A 19860-nucleotide genomic window follows, 5' to 3' on the forward strand; every position below is an offset into this window, starting at 1 on the left:
GGAAGATTTTCATGACCCGACATCAGCACATCTTTGCCTGGCTTAGCGACGTCGCCAGCGACCTGCACGCCACCCGCCAAGACATCCACGCGCACCCCGAACTCGGTTTCGAAGAAAATCGTACCTCGGCGCTGGTGGCAAAATCCCTCACCGAATGGGGTTACGAGGTGCATACCGGCGTCGGCAAGACCGGTGTAGTCGGCGTCCTGCGCAACGGCAGCAGTTCACGCAAACTGGGGTTGCGGGCCGACATGGACGCCTTGCCGATCGTCGAGAATACCGGCGCGGCTTACAGCAGCCGCCATCAGGGTTGCATGCACGCTTGTGGTCATGACGGCCACACCACGATGCTGTTGGGTGCGGCGCGTTACCTGGCGGCGACCCGTCAGTTCGACGGCACTTTGACCTTGATTTTCCAGCCCGCCGAAGAAGGCCAGGGCGGCGCCGAAGCGATGCTCGCCGATGGCCTTTTGGAACGCTTTCCTTGCGATGCGCTGTTTGGCATGCACAACATGCCGGGGCTGTCGGCCGGTCACTTGGGTTTTCGCGAAGGACCGATGATGGCCTCGCAGGATTTGCTGACCGTCATCATCGAAGGTGTCGGCGGGCACGGTTCCATGCCGCATCTGTCGGTCGACCCGCTGGTGGCAGCGGCCAGTGTGGTCATGGCCCTGCAAACCGTGGTTGCGCGCAATATCGATGCGCAGCAAGCGGCGGTGGTGACGGTCGGTGCATTGCAGGCCGGTGAGGCGGCCAACGTCATACCGCAGCAGGCAATCCTGCGCTTGAGCCTGCGCGCGCTGAACGCAGAGGTGCGTGAGCTGACGCTTGAAAGAGTGTGCGCGATCATCGAATCCCAGGCCCGCAGTTTCGGCTGCAGCTCGCACATCGAACATCGCCCGGCCTACCCGGTGTTGGTCAACCACGCCGCCGAAACCGAGTTCGCCCGGCAGGTCGGTGTCGAGCTGCTCGGTGCGGACGCCGTGGACGGCAACACGCCAAAACTCATGGGCAGCGAAGACTTCGCCTGGATGTTGCAACGCTGCCCCGGCGCTTACCTGTTCATCGGTAACGGCGTTTCGCGGCCAATGGTCCACAACCCCCGCTACGACTTCAACGACGACATCCTGCTGACCGGCGCGGCGTATTGGGGCGCGCTGACCGAGAGCTGGCTCAAGTCCGCCTGACGATCTGACTTTCTACTGCCGCTGGATCAGGTGCGCCTGGTTGCGCCCGCTATCACCCAAAAGGTTTTTGGAGAGTTCCCCATGCAGACTTCGAGCACAGGCGTTTCGCGCACCCGTCAGGTGGTCGCGGCCGTTATCGGCAATGCCCTGGAATGGTATGACTTCATTGTTTACGGCTTTCTGGCGAGCATTATTGCGCGGCAGTTTTTTCCGTCGGAGGACGAATACGCGTCCCTGCTGATGGCACTGGCGACGTTTGGCGTCGGGTTTTTCATGCGCCCCGTGGGCGGGATTTTGTTGGGCATGTATTCCGACCGCAAAGGACGCAAAGCGGCGATGCAAATGATCATCCGCCTGATGACGGTGTCCATCGCGCTGATCGCCTTCGCGCCGAATTACGCCGCCATCGGTATGGGCGCGCCGCTGTTGATCGTGGTTGCCCGGATGCTGCAAGGCTTCGCCACGGGCGGTGAATACGCCAGTGCCACGGCGTTCCTGGTGGAGAGTGCGCCGGCACACAGGAAGGGCTTGTACGGTTCATGGCAATTGGTCGGGCAATGTCTGGCGGTGTTTTCCGGGGCGGGGATGGTGGCATTGTTCACGCACCTTTTGTCCCCCGAGGCGCTGGACAGTTGGGGCTGGCGGATACCGTTCATGATCGGTTTGCTGATCGGCCCGGTGGGCTTGTGGATTCGCAAGCACATGGAGGAACCGGAAGAGTTTCTTGAAGCGCGTAAACAGGCCAAAGGCGCGAGCCCGAGTTTGCTGCAAGTGCTCCGCGAGCATCGGCGCAGCATTCTGGTGTCGATGGGTCTGGCCTGCGGCGCAACGGTGTCGTTTTACGTGGTGCTGGTCAACATGCCGACCTTCGCCCACAAGAGCCTCGGCCTGCCGTTGGATCAGGTGCTGTTGGTGCAGATGCTTGCCGTCGCGGTGATGACTGTGGTCATTCCTTTGTCCGGTGCGCTGTCGGACCGGCTCGGTCGACGCCCGGTGTTGATGGCGTTTACGTTGGCGTTTTTTCTGATGGTTTATCCACTGTATGTCTGGGTGGCGGCGGCGCCGTCGGTGGAGCGTCTGCTGGTGATGCAACTCTTGTTATGCAGCGCGATCGGCGGCTTCTATGGTCCGGCGCCGACGGCGCTGGCCGAGCAGTTTCCCATCGAAGTGCGCTCCACCGGGGTGTCGGTGGCCTACAACGTCGCGGTCATGGTTTTCGGCGGGTTCGCCCCACTGATCGTCACCTGGCTCAGCAAGGTTCTGGCGACACCCGTGGCGCCAGCCTTCTACGTACTGTTCGCTTGTGTGCTGACGCTGTTGGGCACTTACTGCATGCATGAAGCACCACGCACCCTTAGATCCGCTGCGCTTAACCTTGAGGTGAAACCTTGAGCATCAACCCGATTGCTGAAATGGACGCCGATGCGTTGTCCCAAGCGATTCACGCCCGGCAGGTGTCCTGTCGGGAAGTGATGCAGGCATACCTGGCGCAGATCGAGCGTTTCAATCCACAGGTCAATGCGCTGGTCTCGCTGCGCCCGGCCGAGGCATTGCTGGCCGAAGCCGACGGCTGCGACCACGAGCTGGACCGGGGCCAGTCCCGTGGCTGGATGCACGGCATGCCGCAAGCGGTCAAGGACCTGGCGGCCACCGCGGGTGTGCGCACGACCATGGGCTCGCCGCTGTTTGCCGAGCACGTCCCGCAGAACGACGCCATCAGCGTGGCGCGGGTTCGCGACTGTGGGGCGATCATCATAGGCAAGACCAACGTCCCGGAATTCGGTCTCGGCTCGCAGACTTACAACAGCGTGTTCGGCACCACTACAAACGCCTACGACCCGACGCTGATTGCTGGCGGTAGCAGCGGTGGGGCGGCGGTGGCGCTGGCATTGCGCATGCTGCCGGTAGCCGACGGCAGCGACATGATGGGTTCGCTGCGCAACCCGGCGGCGTTCAATAACGTTTTTGGTTTCCGACCATCCCAGGGCCGCGTGCCCCATGGTCCGGCGCCGGACGTGTTCGTCCAGCAACTGGCCACCGAAGGGCCGATGGGCCGCAGCGTCACCGATGTTGCCCGTTTGTTGAGTACGCAGGCCGGTTACGACACGCGCGTGCCGTTGTCGCTCACGCAGAACCCGCAGATTTTTGCCGAACCCTTGGCGAAAGATTTCGGCGACGTGAGGATTGGCTGGTTGGGTGACTACAACGGTTATCTGCCGATGGAAAATGGCGTATTGACCCTGTGCGAATCGGCGCTGGAGGATTTCACTGCACTGGGTTGCAAGGTTGAAGCCTGTCTGCCGGATTTCTCCATGGAGCGCTTGTGGCAAACCTGGCTGGTGCATCGGCACTGGTTGGTACAAGGCAGCCTCGGCGCGTTGTACGCCGACCCGCAAAAACGCGACCTGCTCAAACCCGAGGCGCAATGGGAAATCGAAGGCGGGTTGCGGCTGACGGCGGCGGATGTTTACCAGGCATCGGCCAGTCGCAGCGACTGGTACCGGGCGTTGAACTCATTGTTCGAACGTTACGACTTTCTGCTGTTGCCCACCGCCCAAGTGTTCCCTTTTGATGCGCAAACCCCTTGGCCGCGCGTCGTCGGTGGGCAGACCATGGACACTTATCATCGCTGGATGGAGGTGGTGATCGGCCCGACCCTGGCCGGGTTACCCAGCATGAACGTGCCGGTCGGTTTCAATCCGTCAGGGTTGCCCATGGGCCTGCAAATCATTGGCCCGGCCCAGGCTGACCTGGCGGTGTTGCAACTGGCGTATGCCCATGAGCAACTGACCCAATGGGTCATGCGCCGGCCGCCGGACTGTTTGAAAAATGCCTGAACGCGCCAAGCGGGCCCGCATCTTGCTGCATAAAGCGATCATCCATCCGGACTATTCCAGGAGGTCGAATACATGGACAGCAAGGCAGAAACCGGCAGCGTACGTTCCGTCGAGCGCGCCTTGGCGATTGTCGAGTTGCTGGGCGAGCATCAGGCATTGGGGCTGGAGGAGTTGCATTATCTGACGTCGCTGCCCAAGGCCACGGTGTCGCGCATGTTGCTCACCTTGCAGGAGCAAGGCTGGCTCTATCGCGGCTTGAGCGACCGGCGTTATCGGCTGTGCGCCAAGCGCCTGTTTGGCGACAGCCAGCAGCGGTTCAAGCGGCGCCTGGTGGAAAGCGCTGCGCCGCTGTTGCTCGAGTTGAGCGAGCGCACCGGGTTGGTGGCCGACTTGTCGAGCTTCGACGGCGACCGCGTGGAGGTCATGGAAAGCGCCATCCCCTCGGTGCTGCGCAAGCGCTATCCGAATAACTGCCAGATCGTCGGTCAGCATGCCAGCCTGTTTCATTCGGCCATGGGGCGGGCGTGCCTGGGTGAGCTGGAAACCCATGAAGTGGAACGCCTGGCCGGTCGTGAGCAGTTAACCGACGAGACCCTGTTCAGAGCCAGTGAGCAGGTGTTGCACCAAGGCTTTGGACAGCGCACCGAAGGTTACTGGGAATACCCGGTGCGCCTGCCGTTCCTGATTCGGGCGGTGGCACTGCCGATCCATGCCGATGGCCGACTGGTCGGCAGCATGGCGCTGCACTGGCCGATGGATCAGGCCCCCGTAGAGCGAGTGCTAAGCCTGCACCTCAGCAGCCTGGCGGCCACCATCGGCGATGTACAATACGCATTAGCCTGAAATACACACCCCCTGTAGGAGCCAACGCAGGCTTCGGCAGCGGCTACAAGTTTGCATTTGTTTCGTGGGCGGTTAAGGTTCGTTCAGGTTTATCTGCCCACGAGTCCCTATGTTCACGCGGTCCCTCTCTAAACACCTCGCTTTTGTCCTGCTGGCCGGCACCACGCTGTCGGCCCAGGCCAACTGGTACCTCGATGGCGAGTCCTCGCGGTTGTCGTTCATCAGCACCAAAAATGCCCACATTTCCGAAGTGCAGCGCTTTCTGGTGCTGCACGGCAAGGTTGATCCCAAAGGCCTGGCCGAGGTGGAAGTCGAGCTGGAGTCGGTGAACAGCGGCATACCGTTGCGCGACGAGCGCATGCGCAAGGACCTGTTCGAGATTCAGACGTTTCCCGAAGCGTTGATCACCGCGCAAATCGATCTGCGCCCGATCAACGATCTCGCGCCTGGTGCACAACTTGAATTGCGCTTGCCAGTGACGGTCAATCTTCACGGTAAAACCCACCAGTACAACGCCGAGCTGCTGGCGACCCGTCTCGATGATCGACGTTTCCAGGTGGTGACGCTCGAGCCTTTGGTGATCAATGCCGAAGACTTCGACCTGGCACCCGGTCTGGAACGGTTGCGCAACGTCGCCGGATTGTCGGCGATCAGTCTGTCGGTGCCGGTGGGTGCGGTACTGATTTTCACGGCGCGCTGACATGGCCGGCGCGATCTTTCCCTGGCGTGAAGGCAACAGCTTCGAACTGCTGATCGACGGCCCGCAGTTCTTTCCGCGAATGCTGGTGGCAATTGCCCGCGCCGAGGAGCAGGTCGAACTCGAGCTGTACCTGGTCGAGGCGGGCGCGTGCGCCGAGGCCATGGTGCAAGCGTTGATCCAGGCCGCCGAGCGTGGCGTGCGCGTGCGTTGTCTGTTCGATGATTACGGCAGCCTTGCCTTCACCCTGACCCTGCGGCAGCGATTGATGGCGGCGGGCGTAGAGCTGCGTTTCTACAACCGTTTGAGCTGGCGGCGCTGGGTGGGCAATTTCTATCGCGATCACCGCAAGCTGTTGCTGGTGGACCAGAGCCTGGCGGTAGTCGGGGGCACGGGGGTCACCGATGAGTTCTGGACGCCGGGCGAAGATGTCAGCGAGTGGCACGAAGTGATGGTGGAAATCACCGGCCCCCTGGTAATCGACTGGCAACTGCTGTTCGACCGCCAGTGGATCGCCAACCGCCATCGTCGTGCCTGGAAGCCCGCCTCGCATTTCGGTTTGCCGCGACTGCCGCGCATACCGTCCACGGGCGAGGGCATGGGCCGGGTGGCGTACGCCGACGCCCGCCAGCACCGCGATATCCTGCAGTCGCTGGTTCGCGCGCTGAACAGCGGGCAGAAACGGATCTGGCTGGCCACGCCGTATTTCCTGCCGACCTGGAAAGTCCGTCGCTCACTGCGCCGCGCCGCATCACGAGGGATTGATGTGCGCCTGTTGCTCACCGGGCCGCGTACCGATCATCCATCGGTCCGTTACGCCGGCCATCGTTATTACCCGCGCCTGCTCAAGGCGGGGGTGAAAATCTTCGAATATCAGCCGTGTTTCCTGCACCTGAAAATGGTCTTGATCGACGATTGGGTCAGCATCGGCTCGTGCAATTTCGATCACTGGAACCTGCGTTTCAATCTGGAAGCCAACCTTGAGGCGCTTGATCCTGGCCTGACCCGGGCAGTGGCGGCGAGCTTCGAGAAGGATTTTGCGTTGAGCCAGGAGGTGAGCCTGGAGGCATGGCAACGCCGGCCGCTGTGGCGGCGGGTCAAGCAAAGGATCTGGGGATGGGTGGATCGGCTGGTGGTGAATCTGCTGGATCGGCGGGGATAGGCAAGATCAAAAGATCGCAGCCTCGTTTCACTCGACAGCTCCTACAGGGGAATGTGTACATCTGTAGGAGCTGTCGAGTGAAACGAGGCTGCGATCTTTTGCTTTTCGCTTCTTACAGCAACTCAAAACTCTGCTGCGTCACGTCCTGTGAATCCAGGCCGATCTGCACGTTGAACTTGCCAGGCTCCGCCACGTACTTGAGCTGTGCGTTGAAGAACTTCAGGTCATCCTCGGTGATGGTGAAGTGCACGACTTTCTGTTCGCCGGCCTTGAGCATGATTTTCTGGAAGTTCTTCAGCTCCTTCACGGGGCGAATCATCGAGCCGGTAACGTCCTGCAGGTACAACTGCACCACGGTTTCGCCATCACGCTTGCCCGTGTTTTTCACCATGACGCTGGCATCGAGCTTCCCGGTCTTGTTCAGCGTGGTCGACGACAACGCCATGTCGGTCAGGCTGAAATCGGTGTAGCTCAAGCCGAAACCGAACGGGAACAGGGGGCCGGTGGTGTCATCGAAATACTGCGAGGTGTAGTTGCCCGGTTTGCCCGGCGTAAACGGCCGGCCAATGCTCAGGTGGTTGTAGTAAGTCGGAATCTGACCCACCGAGCGAGGGAAGGTGATCGGCAGTTTGCCCGACGGGTTGTAGTCGCCGAACAGCACGTCGGCGATGGCGTTGCCGCCCTCGGTACCGCTGAACCAGGTTTCCAGAATCGCGTCGGCCTGGTCTCTCTCTTCGAGAATCGACAGCGGACGGCCGTTCATCAACACCAGCACCAGCGGTTTGCCCGTGGCTTTCAGGGCCTTGATCAGCTCGCGCTGGTTAGCCGGGATGTCCAGGTCGGTGCGGCTGGAGGATTCGTGGGACATGCCACGGGATTCACCCACGGCGGCGACAACCACGTCAGCGTCCTTGGCAGCTTTGACAGCCTCATCGATCAGCACTTGAGCCGAGCGTGGATCGTCTACCACTTCCGGTGCATCAAAGTTGAGGAAGTTCAGGTAATCGAGGACCTTCTTGTCGCTGGTGATGTTGGCGCCACGGGCATAAATCAGCTTCGATTGCCCGCCCAGCGCGGTGGTCATGCCATCGAACAGGGTGACGGATTGCGCAGGTTTACCGGCGGCTGCCCAGCTGCCCATCATGTCGATCGGCGCCTTGGCCAACGGACCGACCAGAGCGATCTTCGCGGTTTTCTTCAGCGGCAGGGTTTCACCCTGGTTCTTCAACAGCACCAGGCTACGGCGCGCAACATCACGCGCCTCGGCGCGGTGCAGGCGGCTTTCGGCGTAGGTGTCGGCCGGGTCATCCTCGGCCTTGCCGATGCGCAGGTACGGGTCCTTGAACAGGCCCATGTCGTACTTGGCAGCGAGGACTTCACGCACGGCGTTGTCGATGTCGCTCTGCTCGATCTCGCCGGCTTTCAACAGTCCCGGCAGCTCCTTGCCATAGAGGGTGTCGTTCATGCTCATGTCGATGCCGGCCTTGATCGCCAGCTTCGCGGCTTCGCGGCCATCAGCGGCAACGCCGTGCTTGATCAGCTCGAAAATCGCCCCGTGGTCGCTGACCGTCAGGCCCTTGAAGCCCCACTCCTTGCGCAGCAGGTCGTTCATCAGCCAGGTGTTGGCAGTGGCCGGCACGCCATTGATCGAGTTCAGCGCGACCATGACTCCGCCAGCACCGGCGTCGATGGCGGCGCGGTAGGGCGGCAGGTAGTCCTGGTACATTTTGACCGGGCTCATGTCGACGACGTTGTAGTCGCGACCACCCTCGACGGCGCCGTACAAGGCAAAGTGTTTGACGCTGGCCATGATGCTGTCGGCGGCGTTCGCGCCAGTACCCTGGAAGGCCCTGACCATGACCCCGGCAATGCGCGACACCAGGTAGGTGTCTTCGCCGAAACCTTCGGAAGTACGGCCCCAGCGCGGATCGCGGGAGACGTCGACCATCGGTGCGAACGTGATGTCGAGGCTGTCGGCGGCGGCTTCCTTGGCGGCGATGCGCCCGGACAGGCCGATGGCGTCCATGTCCCAGCTCGACGCCAGGGCGATGGGGATCGGGAAAATGGTGCGGTGGCCGTGGATCACGTCATAGGCGAAAAACATAGGGATCTTCAACCGGCTGCGCATGGCCGCGTCCTGCATCGGACGGTTTTCCGGGCGGGTGATCGAGTTGAACGTGCCGCCGATGTTGCCGGCGGCGATTTCCTTGCGGATCATCTCGCGTGGCATTTCCGGGCCTATGCTGATCAGGCGTAGCTGGCCGATTTTTTCATCGAGGGTCATCTGCTTCATCAGGTTATTGATGAAGGCGTCCTTGTTTTCCAGAGGTGCGGGCGTCGTGGCGGCCAGTACGGTATGACTGGCCAGACTGACGAACAGGCCCAGCAAACACAGCTTCTTCATGAATAGTTTTCTCGAAAGCCTAAACGGCAGTGACGACGCGCCGGTCAGCCAAAATTTAGGGAGCGACTATTGTTGTTCAGGTAAATGCAGCAAACTTCTGAACTGTTTTAATCCTGGAGCATCTTTTAGCCCATCGGCTGGATGCAATCCAGTGGCGGCGCCGATTATGCCCCAAGAGCCGTGTTCAAAGTTCGCAGGTTGTTTTTTCAACGGAATGTGCAAGGGAGCGTCAACCGAATGAACGTACGACACCATTATCGATCGAGCCTGCAAGTGGCAGCGATGCTGTTGCTGACCACGCTGCTGGCGGGTTGCGGCATCAACAACATTCCCACCCTCGATGAGCAGGCCAAAGCCGCCTGGGGCCAGGTGCAGAACCAGTACCAGCGTCGCGCCGACCTGATCCCCAATCTGGTGGAGACCGTGAAGGGCTATGCCAGGCATGAGGAAGAAACCCTGACCGCGGTGATCGAAGCCCGGGCCAAGGCCACGTCTATTCAGGTAGATGCCAGCACCCTCGATAATCCGGAAAAGCTCAAGCAGTTCCAGCAGGCGCAGGATCAGCTGACCGGTGCACTGAGCCGGCTGATGGTGGTGTCGGAGCGTTATCCGGACCTCAAGGCCAATCAGAATTTCCTGGCGTTGCAATCGCAGCTCGAAGGCACCGAGAACCGTATCGCGGTCGCTCGTCGTGATTTCATTCTGGCGGTGCAGAAGTACAACACCGAGATTCGAACCTTCCCGGGTCGCCTCTGGCATAGCGTGATGTACAGCGATTTGCCGATCCGCGAAACCTTCGAGGCAACCAGCCCCGATGCGGACAAAGCACCTCAAGTGAAATTCTGACCGGGTGTATGCATGGCACCCTGTAGGAGCTGCCGCAGGCTGCGATCTTTTGATCTTGTTTTTGAAGATCAAGATCAAAAGATCGCAGCCTGCGGCAGCTCCTACGCAGGGCAGACTGACTTTAGGGTTGTTTTGATGCTGGTGCACAAATGAGGTTGCCAATGCGCGTGTTGAAAGTTGGCCTGGTGCTGCTGCTTTGGGTGTTCGCCCTGACGGCACAGGCCGAGTTGAAATTTCCCCAGCTGACCGGGCGGGTGGTCGATAACGCCGGGATGATTGATCCCTCCGTGCGCGACCAGCTGACCCAGCAGCTCCAGGCCCATGAGAAAGCCACTGGCGAGCAATTGGTGGTGGTCACGGTGCCGGATCTGCAGGGCACTGATATCGCGGACTTCGGTTATCAGCTAGGTCGCTACTGGGGCATTGGCCAGAAGGACAAGAACAACGGCGCGCTGTTGATCGTTGCGCGGGATGATCGCAAGCTGCGCATCGAAGTCGGTTATGGGCTGGAAGATCGCCTGACTGACGCGCAGAGCTCGGTGATCATCAATCAGGTGATCACGCCATCGTTCAAGACCGGCAACTTCAGCAAAGGCATCAGCGACGGTGTCGCCGCCATGCTGGTGGTGCTGGGTGGCAATCCGCTCGATGAACCGTCCACGGTGTATGAATCCAAAGGCGATCCGGGTGCTGACTTCGTGTCGCGGCATCCCGGGGTGTTCGTGTTTCTGGTGATGCTGTTCATCCTGGTGGTGTTCGTCTGCCAAATGCTCGGCATCATGCCCAGCGGTGGTGGTCGAGGCGGTTCGGGAGGCGGATTCGGCGGTGGCGGATTTGGTGGCGGTGGAGGCGGGGGCTTCAGCGGTGGCGGGGGCAGTTTCGGGGGCGGCGGTTCGTCGGGCGGCTGGTGAGAAAAATAATGAGCGAGCGTCTTTGAAATGGCATTACTGAATGAACACGAACAACGCAAAGTCGCCGAAGCGATTGCCCGTGTCGAGCGCGATACGGACGCCGAGCTGGTGACCGTGCTCGCCGCCCGCGCCGACGACTACGCGTATATCCCTTTGTTATGGGCCAGCCTGCTGGCGCTGGTGGTGCCGGGTGTCGTGCACTACCTGACCGGCTGGCTGACCCTGCACAGTCTGCTGTTGGTGCAATGGGCCAGTTTTATCGTGCTGTGCCTGGTGTTCCGCATCCCCAAAATCACCACCCGCCTGATCCCGCGTTCAGTGCGTCATTGGCGGGCCTCGAACCTGGCGCGTCGGCAGTTCCTCGAGCAGAACCTGCATCACACAGTGGGAGGCACCGGCATGCTGATCTTTGTTTGCGAAGCCGAGCGTTATGTCGAGATTCTGGTGGATGAAGGCATCTCCAGCCGGCTCGACAACCAGAGCTGGGATGACATTGTGTCGGCGTTCACGTTGCAGGTTAAGCAGGGGCAGACGCTGCAGGGTTTCGTAACGTGCGTCGAAGCCTGCGGCGAGTTGCTGAAAGTGCATGTGCCGGTGACGCACGTTAGGAACGAATTGCCGAATCGGCTGGTGGTGTTGGGCTGAATATCACCGCTCAGTTGTACACCTGCGCGCTACAAACCCATCCCGTTGTTTGAGCTCTGGCTTGTCTTCAACATCTCTTTCCATTAACGAACGCCCTGCATCGGGCGTTCTGACCTGGAGGGAGGTTTTGTCATGTCAACGAATCAACCGCTCGACCCTTTTTTATGTGCCTCGCTCAATGGTGAAGAGCGTTTTCCCGCACAACTGACGGCAAAAGAAACCGAAACCTTGCTGTGGTGCTTTCAAGGTAAAACGTCATGGGAGATAGCCAGAATCCAGAACTGCTCGGAGTCGACGGTCAACTTTCACTTCACCAATATCCGTCGCAAGTTCGCCGTCAGTTCACGCAGTGCGGCCCTGCTCAAGGCGATTGAGTTGGGCTTCATCAACGTGGATAAGAGTGAACCGGGAGGCTCTGATGAGCGTCACTGATTCAGCCTATAACAGTGTCGGCGGACTGCTGTTGGGGCTGGGTATCGGCACACTGCCCTCTATCGACGGTGAGGCGCTCTTCGGTGCCGCACTCGGCGCATGGCTCGTCACCACGACTCGCAGTAACTTCAAGGCCTGGCAACGTATCGGCTCGTTATTGTTATCGGCGGGGGTGGGCTACCTGTTCACCCCTGTCGCGTTGCCGCTGGCCCCTTTTCTGACCGGGGGCGTGACGGCGTTTCTCTGTGCACTGATCGTCATTCCCCTCAGCATCAAGGTCATGCAATGGATTGATGGCGTCGGTATTGGTGAAATCATCCGGCACCTGAGAGGGCGAGGGTGATGAGTGGTGCAATGACGCTCCTGGTGTTCATTACGGGTATTGCTCATTTGCTGAGCGCATTCAGGCTGGCCTGTTATCGGCGAGACGAAGCACGTCGTTGTTGGCGAGACGGACTGATGATCAGTTTGTGTGGAAGCCTGTTTTGCCTGGCGGGCATGGACGTACTGCTAACGTTTACGCCCGTCAGCCCATGGCATGCAGGAATCAGTGTCCTGGCGTGCGCGCTGATTTTCCGTAGCGGCGGAAACATCATGGTGTTGTGGTATGCATTGAAATAAAGAGTGCGGGGACTCTACTGCGTTAAGTGTCATTAACGGGTTGAAGCGCCGACAGGATAGAGGACATTTCCGCCAGCTTGAGTTCCAGATCGCGCAAGCGCGTCTTTTCTTCAAGTGCGCGTTGTATGACACAGCGATCATCGTCGTCGAGCAGTCGCCACAGTGCGAGCATTGTATTTTCGCGCAGGGTGCTTTCCTGGTTGGTTTCGAGGGTGTCGACGTGCGGTTGCCGCAGCATCGGCCCTTCGCCCAGCAATAACCAGTCGAGAGAGATGCCCCGCGCTTGCGCCAAATCTATGCATAATGAGTACGGTGTGCTGTCGCGACCCTTCCAGCTGCTAAGGGTCTGTGGGCTTATTTGTAGCGCTGAAGACAGCGAGGCATCGGTGGTTGTGCCAGTAATTTGCTTCAGGCGAGCCAAGACAGCTTGTGATTTTTTGCTACGCAATTTGAGCCTCTTCCTTTTGACATATGCTTTTTGAGTACCTAACGTATGCGCAATGAGTTTTTTTTATCTTGTGAGTAATCAAACTTCAACTATGAGTCAGAAGAACACGATGTCGAAACTTCCTAATGGTATCAGGGTGATTTCCTACGAGCTTGGCTTGTACCCATTACGTGACTGCCCGATTCACTTCCTTGCGTCTGGCAGACGTTATTCGCATGACCGGACCAGGGCGATCAGTGCTTCAAACAGTATTGCGTTTGATCAAGTTGATTACCACCAGATGACCGCCGGGAGTCAAGCATGAGTACCTACAAAATGGTGTGCCCGCACTGCCTGAGCCGGATGCGCATTCGAACCAGCGAAGGGCGTCACATATTCCTGCGCGTGGCTTATCTGCAATGCACGTCCGAAGCTTGCGGCTGGTCGGTGCGGGCCGAGTTCGAAATGACCCATGAATTGTCTCCCAGTGGTATGCCCAATCCCGCTGTGCGTTTGCCGTTCGCCGGGCCGGACCTTCGCAGCGCCGCCCGGCCCGTTGTGGTCAGCCCCGCGTCGCCAGAATTGCACCCGGAGTCCTGAGCATGACGGAAGTTGATGAGTACTTTGAACTGCATGAGGATTTGCTGGATATAGCCCGCTCGTTCCTGGCTCGACATCAGACCGATGCATTGATCGATGACCAGGTGTTGTTCTGTCGCGCCGTCAAGCACTTGCAGGATCTTGATGTGCCGATGCATTTGGCGGAAAGGCTGGTCAGTCATGCCTATGGCCTCCTCAAATCCAGCAACGACCGCCGCCGCCTGGATATGGATGCCAGCACGGAAACCATCGCAGTAATCACTGATCCGGCCAATGGCCTGACCTGGGCGGTACCGGTGGGGTTGATCGTCAAATACATTATCAATTCGCCGAATAATCGCAAACTTCGCCTGGTTGAACCCTGAAATCAGTGATCGAACATTCAGGTCTTGGGACGGTGCGACCAGGGCCTGAAAAAATAACACCGTGCCCTAAGTCTCCATCCCCCCTAAAATAAAGGCCATTCCCGATCCGCATTGCCCGAGGCCGTTACTTTCATGTCCATCATCGCTACTCCTGCCAGTCTCGCGCCGGATCACCACGCTCAATTCGTTGATCTGCTGCAATCGAGCCTCAATCAGAACGCTTTCATTAAACTGGTGTTGGCCAAGTATGTCGGCCCCGAGGCGGACTTGCAGCGACTCATCGTCAAGCAGCTTACAGTCAAAGATCAGGCTTGCCTGTCCTTCGTTTATCGCTACAAAACCCGCGACATCACCAAAAACCTGCCCCTTGCCGAAGGTGTAGAGGTACTCGCCGCGCTGTTGCCTGACTCGTTTAAAAATGCACATTTGCTGTCATTGACCGATGAAGTCCAGCTCGAATACAGCAAAAAGGGCAAAAGCTCGCTGTTCAAGAGTAAACCTCAGCAATTGCGGGAAGTGCCGTCCGCTGAGCACAACCGCGAGAAAAACCGCTTCCTCGACTTGAATCGGCCGTTCCTCGCCGATCTGGGCGTGACCAACAAGCAACACGAACTCATTCCGGCGATGTCGCGGAAATGGAAGCAGATCAACAAGTTCATCGAAGTGTTCAGCCATGCGCTGACCACCTCGCCGCTGGCATTGGACAAGCCGGTTCAAGTGGCTGATTTCGGCTCGGGCAAGGGCTATCTGACGTTCGCCATCCATGACTACCTGCGCAACACCTTGAAAGCCGAAGGCGTGGTGACCGGCGTCGAATTGCGTGAAGACATGGTCACGCTGTGCAATGCGGCTGCCGAAAAACTCGAACATCCGGGGTTGGTGTTCAAGTGCGGGGATGTGCGCAGCGTCGCGCCGAGCGAGCTGGACGTGATGATCGCGCTGCATGCTTGCGACATTGCCACCGATTACGCGATCCATACCGGTATCCGCTCCGGCGCCTCGATCATCATGTGTTCGCCGTGCTGCCACAAACAGATTCGCCTGCAAATCCAGAGCCCGGCGCTGCTCAAGCCGATGCTTCAATACGGTCTGCATTTGGGCCAGCAGGCCGAGATGGTGACTGACAGTCTGCGGGCGTTGTTTCTTGAGGCTTGTGGATACGAGACCAAGGTGTTCGAGTTCATCTCCCTGGACCACACCAACAAGAACAAAATGATCCTGGCGGTCAAACGTGCCGAGCCGGTGGACCCGGCTCAGTTGCTGGTGAAGATTCAGGAGCTGAAGGATTTCTACCACATCAGCGAGCATTGCCTGGAAACCCTGTTGCGGGCTGACGGGTACCTTTGATCCTGTGGGGGCGAGCCCGCTCGTAAATGGCGGGCTGACTTCAACGGTTATGTTGTGTGCGATGTCCCCTTCGGGATCAGGCTTGCTCCCGCCGTTGACTGGACGGCGGTCTTGCGCCCCAGCATCACCGTCACGATCACCCCGGCGGCAAACAGCCAGGTGATCGGCTCGATGTGTTCGCCGAAGAACAGCGCTGAAAAGGCGATGGTGAAGAAGATCTGCAGCAACTGGATCTGACTGACGCGAGCAATGCCGCCCATCGCCAAGCCGGCGTACCAGGCAAAAAAACCGATGAACTGCGAGAACAGCGAGACGTAGCCAAACGCCCACCAGGTCTTGGCTGATATTGCACCCTGGTGCTGCAACGCCAGGTAAGTCACTGGCCCGATCAGCAGCGGGGTCGACAGCACTAGTGCCCAGCAGATCACCTGCCAGCCCCCCATCTCCTTGGCCAACCGGCCGCCTTCGGCGTAACCCAACCCGCCCACGGCAATCGCGCCGAGCATCAACAAGTCCCCCGCCTGGATACTGCCGGCACCGCTGATCAGCGCATAACCGAGCACCAGCGCACTGCCCAGGGCGGCGCAGGCCCAGAATGCTTTCGAGGGGCGTTCGTGGGACAACCATGCGGCATACAGCGCGACGCACAGAGGCTGTAACCCATTGACCAGCGCGCCGTGGGATGCGGGCAAGGTTTGCATGGCCCAGGCTGACAGGACCGGGAAGCCGAGGATCACGCCGGCGATCACCAGCGTCAGGCCCTTGAACTGTTTCCACGTCGGCCATTTCTCGCGGTACCACAACAACAGCAGCGCCGCCGGAACCGCGGCGACCAGCGCTCGGCCCAGACCGTTAAGCAGCGGATGCATTTCCTGCACGACGATGCGCGTGAAGGGCAGGGTAAGGCTGAAGATCACAACGCCGAGCAGACCGAGGGCCATGCCGGTGTTTTCGCGTGAGGACATGATGGCAACCAGAATCGAAGGTGACGGGAGTCGTCTTATCTAGCCATAAAACAGGAGCTTTGGCGCTTACAGCCAGGCGCAGAAGTATCCGTACAGTTGAGGGTAATCCCTGTGGCGAGGGAGTTCACTCCCGCTCGGCTGCGCAGCAGTCGTAAAACCTGTTGGTGCGGTGTGTCTGAAGAATGTCGGGGGCCGCTTCGCAGCCCAGCGGAAGTGAACTCCCTCGCCACAAAGGCCGCGTCGTCCGTAGTAGGTGGTTATTACCCGTCTCCGCGGATTAGGACTACTTTGAATATTCAATGCATTCCCCAAAGGAGCCCTCCCCATGGCCGCTAAAAAAATTCTGATGCTGGTCGGCGATTACGTCGAGGATTACGAAGTGATGGTGCCGTTCCAGGCGCTGCTGATGGTCGGCCACACGGTGCACGCCGTTTGCCCGGACAAAACTGCAGGCCAGACTGTACGTACCGCGATCCATGACTTCGAAGGCGACCAGACCTACAGCGAAAAACCGGGTCATTTGTTTGCGCTTAACTTCGACTTCGCCAAGGTCGCGGAAGCCGACTACGATGCGCTTCTCATCCCCGGCGGTCGCGCGCCTGAGTACCTGCGCCTGAACGACAAAGTCCTTGAACTGGTGCGAGCGTTCGATAAGGCCGCAAAACCGATCGCCGCCGTATGCCACGGTGCACAACTGCTGGCGGCGGCGGGAGTTCTCGAAGGTCGCGAGTGCAGCGCTTACCCGGCCTGCGCGCCGGAAGTGCGTCTGGCGGGCGGTACGTTCATCGATATCCCGGTGACGCAAGGTCACGTTCAAGGCAATCTGGCGACGGCTCCAGCCTGGCCGGCCCATCCGAACTGGCTGGCCGGCTTCCTCGGATTGCTGGGTACCAAAATCACGCTGTAACGAGGGATATTTTCATGTGCGAGCTCTACGTCAAAGCCGATCCGATTCTCTACGAATCGCGCTCCCGCTCGCTGCGCATCTGCGGGGTGGTCACCACCCTGCGGCTGGAAAACCAGTTCTGGGACATCCTCAGCGAAATTGCCGAGGCGGATGGCATGACCACCAATCACCTGATCGCCAAGCTGTATGAGGAGGTGATGGACTACCGTGGCGAGGTGGTGAATTTCGCTTCGTTTTTGCGGGTGAGTTGTACGCGGTATTTGAGCCAGCGACGGGGGCAGGCGCCGGAGTTGTCGGTGGTGCGGGTGGCGGTGAAGTAGCGCAGACCGTATCGACCCCATCGCGGGCAAGCCCACAGGGATCACATAGAACCTGTGGGAGCGGGCTTGCCCGCGATGGGGCCGGTACAGGCGACAAAAATCTCGGCCTGGTCTTTACTCTGAAGCGCGAACCCTCTCATGTGCCAAGGAGAAAAGAGCATGTCTGGATGGTATGAACTGAGCAAAACCAGCAACGGCCAATACCGGTTTGTGCTGAAGGCGGCCAACGCGGAAACCATTCTTACCAGCGAGCACTACACCAGCCGCAGCGCTGCCGATGGAGGCATTGCTTCGGTCCAGAAGAACAGCCAGATGGATGAGCGTTACGAGAGAAAGACCACCAAGGATGGCCATCCTTATTTCAACCTGAAGGCCGGCAACCACGAGATCATTGGCAGCAGCGAGGCTTACTCCTCCGCCGCCGCGCTGGAGAAAGGCATCGCCAGCGTCAAGGCCAACGGGCCGACGACAGTGATCAAGGACAAGACCCTGCCAGTGCTCTGAACTCAACACACAACCCCATGTGGGAGTGAGCCTGCTCGCGATGACGGTGGGGCATTCAACAGAAATGTTGAATGTTATGGCCTCATCGCGAGCAGGCTCGCTCCCACATGGGTTGTGTATTTGCCTTTGGATCAGCGCAACGCCTTCAACAACTCCTGCAACTGACCACATCCCGCTTCACTCAGCGGAAAAACCGGCAACCGCGGATCGCCCGCGTCCAGCCCAGTCGCGCGCAAACCCGCCTTGATCGTCGCCGGCAACCCACCCTTCAGAATGAAATCCAGCAGCGGCAACTGGCGATAGAACAGTGCTCGCGCCTTGGTCAGATCGTTGGCCAGTACGGCTTCATACAGATCAAGATTGAGCTGCGGGATCAGGTTCGGCGCCGCCGTGCACCAGCCTTTCGCACCCGCCGCAAAAGCCTCCAGTGCCAGTGGATTGCAGCCGTTATAGAAAGGCACCTGACCTTCGCCCAGCAACTGCAGTTTGTGCATGCGCTGAATATCGCCAGTGCTTTCCTTGACCATGGTCACGTTGTCCACGGCGTTGAAAATCCGCAGGATCAAGTCCACTGACATGTCGGTGCCGCTGGTGGCCGGGTTGTTGTAGAGCATGATCGGCAAGTCGATGCTGTCGCCGATGGCGCGATAGTGCGCAAGGATTTCCGCTTCGCTGAGTTTCCAGTAGGAGGCAGGCAGCACCATCACCACGTCGGCGCCGTGGGTTTGCGCATAGCGGGCACGGCGGACGGCTTTCGCGGTCGTCAGGTCGGACACGCTGACGATGGTCGGCACGCGTTTGGCCACGTGCTTGATACTGAACTCGCTGACCTGATCCCACTCCGCGTCGCTCAAGTAAGCGCCTTCTCCGGTACTGCCCAGCGGCGCGATGGCGTGCACGCCACCATCGATCAGACGGTCGATGGAGCGCCCGAGCGCGTCGAGATCGACGCCTTCGCCGTTAGCGGTGAACGGGGTGATGGTGTAACCGATAATGCCGTGAATAGTGGGGGTCGACATGGTGTGTCTCCTGCAGGAAATAGGTGGATTCAGTTCAGGCAATCGGCGTGCTGGCGCAGGTTCTGCCGAGCGTAGTAGTTGAAGGCGGCACCGTGGCGCTTGGGTTTGGAAATCCAGTCGTGGGCTTCGCGTCCCAGTTGCGCAATGATCGGCTTGATCGTTCCCGCGCTCATCGCCAGCAGTTGCAGCCTGGCGGCGCGTTCGATCAATTGTGCAATGACACAGGCCTCTTCAATGGTCGTGCCCGTGGACAACTGACCATGGTGCGATAGCAGGATCGCCCGCTTGTCGCCAAGAGCACCGGCAATCAGCTCGCCTTCTTCATTCCCCACCGGCACACCCGGCCAGCCTTCGAGAAAGGCACAGTCGTCGTAGAGCGGGCAGAGGTCCATGTGGGAAATCTGCAGCGGTACCTCGAGCATCGACAGCGCCGCAACGTGGGTCGGATGGGTGTGAATGATGCAGTTCACATCGGGCCGGGCGCGGTACACCCAACTGTGAAACCGGTTGGCCGGGTTGGGCATGCCGTGGCCTTCCAGTACTTCCAGGTCTTCGTTGACCAGCAGCAGGTTGCTCGCGGTGATCTCGTCGAAACCCAGACCCAGTTGCTGGGTGTAGTAGGTACCTGGCTGTGGGCCGCGGGCAGTGATCTGGCCGGCCAGGCCAGAATCGTGGCCATTTTCGAACAGAATACGGCAGGTCAGTGCCAGCTTTTGCCGGTCGGTCCACGTATTATCCGCCAGGGTATTTTGCATCTGCGTCAGCGCTTGCTTGACCAGTTGGTCTTTGGGTAGTGCTAATGTCCGGGCCATATCGGTGTC

General features: G+C 59.5%; 22 protein-coding genes. 17 read left to right on the forward strand and 5 right to left on the reverse strand.

Annotated features, from left to right (window positions below):
• Positions 1 to 11: 11 nt before the first annotated feature.
• The 6 genes from ACA063_RS06395 to ACA063_RS06420 all read left to right on the forward strand — a co-directional run bounded on the left by ACA063_RS06395 (position 12) and on the right by ACA063_RS06420 (position 6726).
• A complete protein-coding gene (locus ACA063_RS06395) occupies positions 12 to 1187 on the forward strand; it encodes a M20 aminoacylase family protein (protein WP_497665192.1) in 1176 nt (391 codons plus the stop codon).
• 81 nt (positions 1188 to 1268) lie between these two features.
• Entirely contained in the window at positions 1269 to 2579 is a 1311-nt protein-coding gene (locus tag ACA063_RS06400; protein WP_497665193.1) for a citrate-proton symporter, read from the forward strand.
• Positions 2576 to 4024 (forward strand): amidase, encoded by a 1449-nt coding sequence (locus ACA063_RS06405; RefSeq protein WP_497665194.1) that lies wholly within the window; start codon positions 2576 to 2578, stop codon positions 4022 to 4024. Before ACA063_RS06400 ends, ACA063_RS06405 begins: the two co-directional genes overlap by 4 nt.
• 72 nt (positions 4025 to 4096) lie before the next feature.
• Positions 4097 to 4867, forward strand: coding sequence for an IclR family transcriptional regulator (locus tag ACA063_RS06410; RefSeq protein ID WP_497665195.1), 771 nt, complete (start codon positions 4097 to 4099; stop codon positions 4865 to 4867).
• 109 nt (positions 4868 to 4976) lie between these two features.
• A complete protein-coding gene (locus ACA063_RS06415) occupies positions 4977 to 5567 on the forward strand; it encodes a YceI family protein (RefSeq protein WP_497665196.1) in 591 nt (196 codons plus the stop codon).
• Position 5568: 1 nt separating this feature from the next.
• Positions 5569 to 6726: a phospholipase D-like domain-containing protein gene (locus tag ACA063_RS06420; protein ID WP_162438619.1), complete on the forward strand. Its 1158-nt coding sequence runs from the start codon at positions 5569 to 5571 to the stop codon at positions 6724 to 6726.
• A gap of 112 nt (positions 6727 to 6838) precedes the next feature.
• Here ACA063_RS06420 and bglX read toward each other — a convergent pair whose 3' ends face one another.
• A complete protein-coding gene (gene bglX / locus ACA063_RS06425; protein WP_497665197.1) occupies positions 6839 to 9130 on the reverse strand; it encodes a beta-glucosidase BglX in 2292 nt (763 codons plus the stop codon).
• Positions 9131 to 9367: 237 nt separating this feature from the next.
• Here bglX and ACA063_RS06430 point away from each other — a divergent pair, with 237 nt between their 5' ends.
• The 5 genes from ACA063_RS06430 (at position 9368) to ACA063_RS06450 (ending at position 12307) form a co-directional block, all read left to right on the forward strand.
• Complete coding sequence (locus ACA063_RS06430) at positions 9368 to 9976, forward strand: LemA family protein (RefSeq protein ID WP_497665198.1); 609 nt, start codon at positions 9368 to 9370, stop codon at positions 9974 to 9976.
• A 161-nt stretch (positions 9977 to 10137) separates the two neighbouring features.
• A complete protein-coding gene (locus ACA063_RS06435; protein ID WP_497665199.1) occupies positions 10138 to 10887 on the forward strand; it encodes a TPM domain-containing protein in 750 nt (249 codons plus the stop codon).
• Positions 10888 to 10914: 27 nt separating this feature from the next.
• Positions 10915 to 11532 (forward strand): TPM domain-containing protein, encoded by a 618-nt coding sequence (locus ACA063_RS06440; RefSeq protein WP_497665200.1) that lies wholly within the window; start codon positions 10915 to 10917, stop codon positions 11530 to 11532.
• A gap of 132 nt (positions 11533 to 11664) precedes the next feature.
• On the forward strand, positions 11665 to 11964 hold the full coding sequence (locus ACA063_RS06445; protein ID WP_497665201.1) for a helix-turn-helix transcriptional regulator: 300 nt from the start codon (positions 11665 to 11667) through the stop codon (positions 11962 to 11964).
• Positions 11951 to 12307, forward strand: coding sequence for a putative holin (locus ACA063_RS06450; protein ID WP_162438625.1), 357 nt, complete (start codon positions 11951 to 11953; stop codon positions 12305 to 12307). Before ACA063_RS06445 ends, ACA063_RS06450 begins: the two co-directional genes overlap by 14 nt.
• 300 nt (positions 12308 to 12607) lie before the next feature.
• Here ACA063_RS06450 and ACA063_RS06455 read toward each other — a convergent pair whose 3' ends face one another.
• The gene (locus ACA063_RS06455) at positions 12608 to 13033 is read right to left on the reverse strand and encodes a helix-turn-helix domain-containing protein (RefSeq protein WP_497665202.1); all 426 of its coding nucleotides are present in this window, start codon (positions 13031 to 13033) and stop codon (positions 12608 to 12610) included.
• 300 nt (positions 13034 to 13333) lie between these two features.
• Here ACA063_RS06455 and ACA063_RS06460 point away from each other — a divergent pair, with 300 nt between their 5' ends.
• From ACA063_RS06460 to ACA063_RS06470, 3 genes are all read left to right on the forward strand, one after another.
• A complete protein-coding gene (locus ACA063_RS06460) occupies positions 13334 to 13612 on the forward strand; it encodes an Ogr/Delta-like zinc finger protein (RefSeq protein ID WP_497665203.1) in 279 nt (92 codons plus the stop codon).
• Positions 13613 to 13614: 2 nt separating this feature from the next.
• Positions 13615 to 13977 (forward strand): hypothetical protein, encoded by a 363-nt coding sequence (locus tag ACA063_RS06465; protein ID WP_497665204.1) that lies wholly within the window; start codon positions 13615 to 13617, stop codon positions 13975 to 13977.
• A 132-nt stretch (positions 13978 to 14109) separates the two neighbouring features.
• Positions 14110 to 15324, forward strand: a complete 1215-nt coding sequence (locus tag ACA063_RS06470; RefSeq protein WP_497665205.1) for a class I SAM-dependent methyltransferase — start codon at positions 14110 to 14112, stop codon at positions 15322 to 15324.
• A 47-nt stretch (positions 15325 to 15371) separates the two neighbouring features.
• Here ACA063_RS06470 and ACA063_RS06475 read toward each other — a convergent pair whose 3' ends face one another.
• Positions 15372 to 16289 (reverse strand): DMT family transporter, encoded by a 918-nt coding sequence (locus tag ACA063_RS06475; protein WP_497665206.1) that lies wholly within the window; start codon positions 16287 to 16289, stop codon positions 15372 to 15374.
• Positions 16290 to 16614: 325 nt separating this feature from the next.
• Here ACA063_RS06475 and ACA063_RS06480 point away from each other — a divergent pair, with 325 nt between their 5' ends.
• From ACA063_RS06480 to ACA063_RS06490, 3 genes are all read left to right on the forward strand, one after another.
• Complete coding sequence (locus tag ACA063_RS06480; RefSeq protein WP_497665207.1) at positions 16615 to 17196, forward strand: DJ-1/PfpI family protein; 582 nt, start codon at positions 16615 to 16617, stop codon at positions 17194 to 17196.
• A gap of 14 nt (positions 17197 to 17210) precedes the next feature.
• Positions 17211 to 17516: a ribbon-helix-helix domain-containing protein gene (locus tag ACA063_RS06485; RefSeq protein WP_497665208.1), complete on the forward strand. Its 306-nt coding sequence runs from the start codon at positions 17211 to 17213 to the stop codon at positions 17514 to 17516.
• Positions 17517 to 17675: 159 nt separating this feature from the next.
• A complete protein-coding gene (locus ACA063_RS06490; RefSeq protein WP_497665209.1) occupies positions 17676 to 18020 on the forward strand; it encodes a YegP family protein in 345 nt (114 codons plus the stop codon).
• A gap of 131 nt (positions 18021 to 18151) precedes the next feature.
• Here the strand turns inward: ACA063_RS06490 and ACA063_RS06495 are convergent, their stop codons facing one another.
• Positions 18152 to 19039, reverse strand: a complete 888-nt coding sequence (locus ACA063_RS06495) for a dihydrodipicolinate synthase family protein (RefSeq protein WP_497665210.1) — start codon at positions 19037 to 19039, stop codon at positions 18152 to 18154.
• A gap of 29 nt (positions 19040 to 19068) precedes the next feature.
• Positions 19069 to 19851, reverse strand: coding sequence for an aldolase (locus tag ACA063_RS06500; RefSeq protein ID WP_497665211.1), 783 nt, complete (start codon positions 19849 to 19851; stop codon positions 19069 to 19071).
• Between the last annotated feature and the right edge of the window lie 9 nt (positions 19852 to 19860).

The sequence above is a fragment of the Pseudomonas sp. LBUM1643 genome (assembly GCF_059716215.1).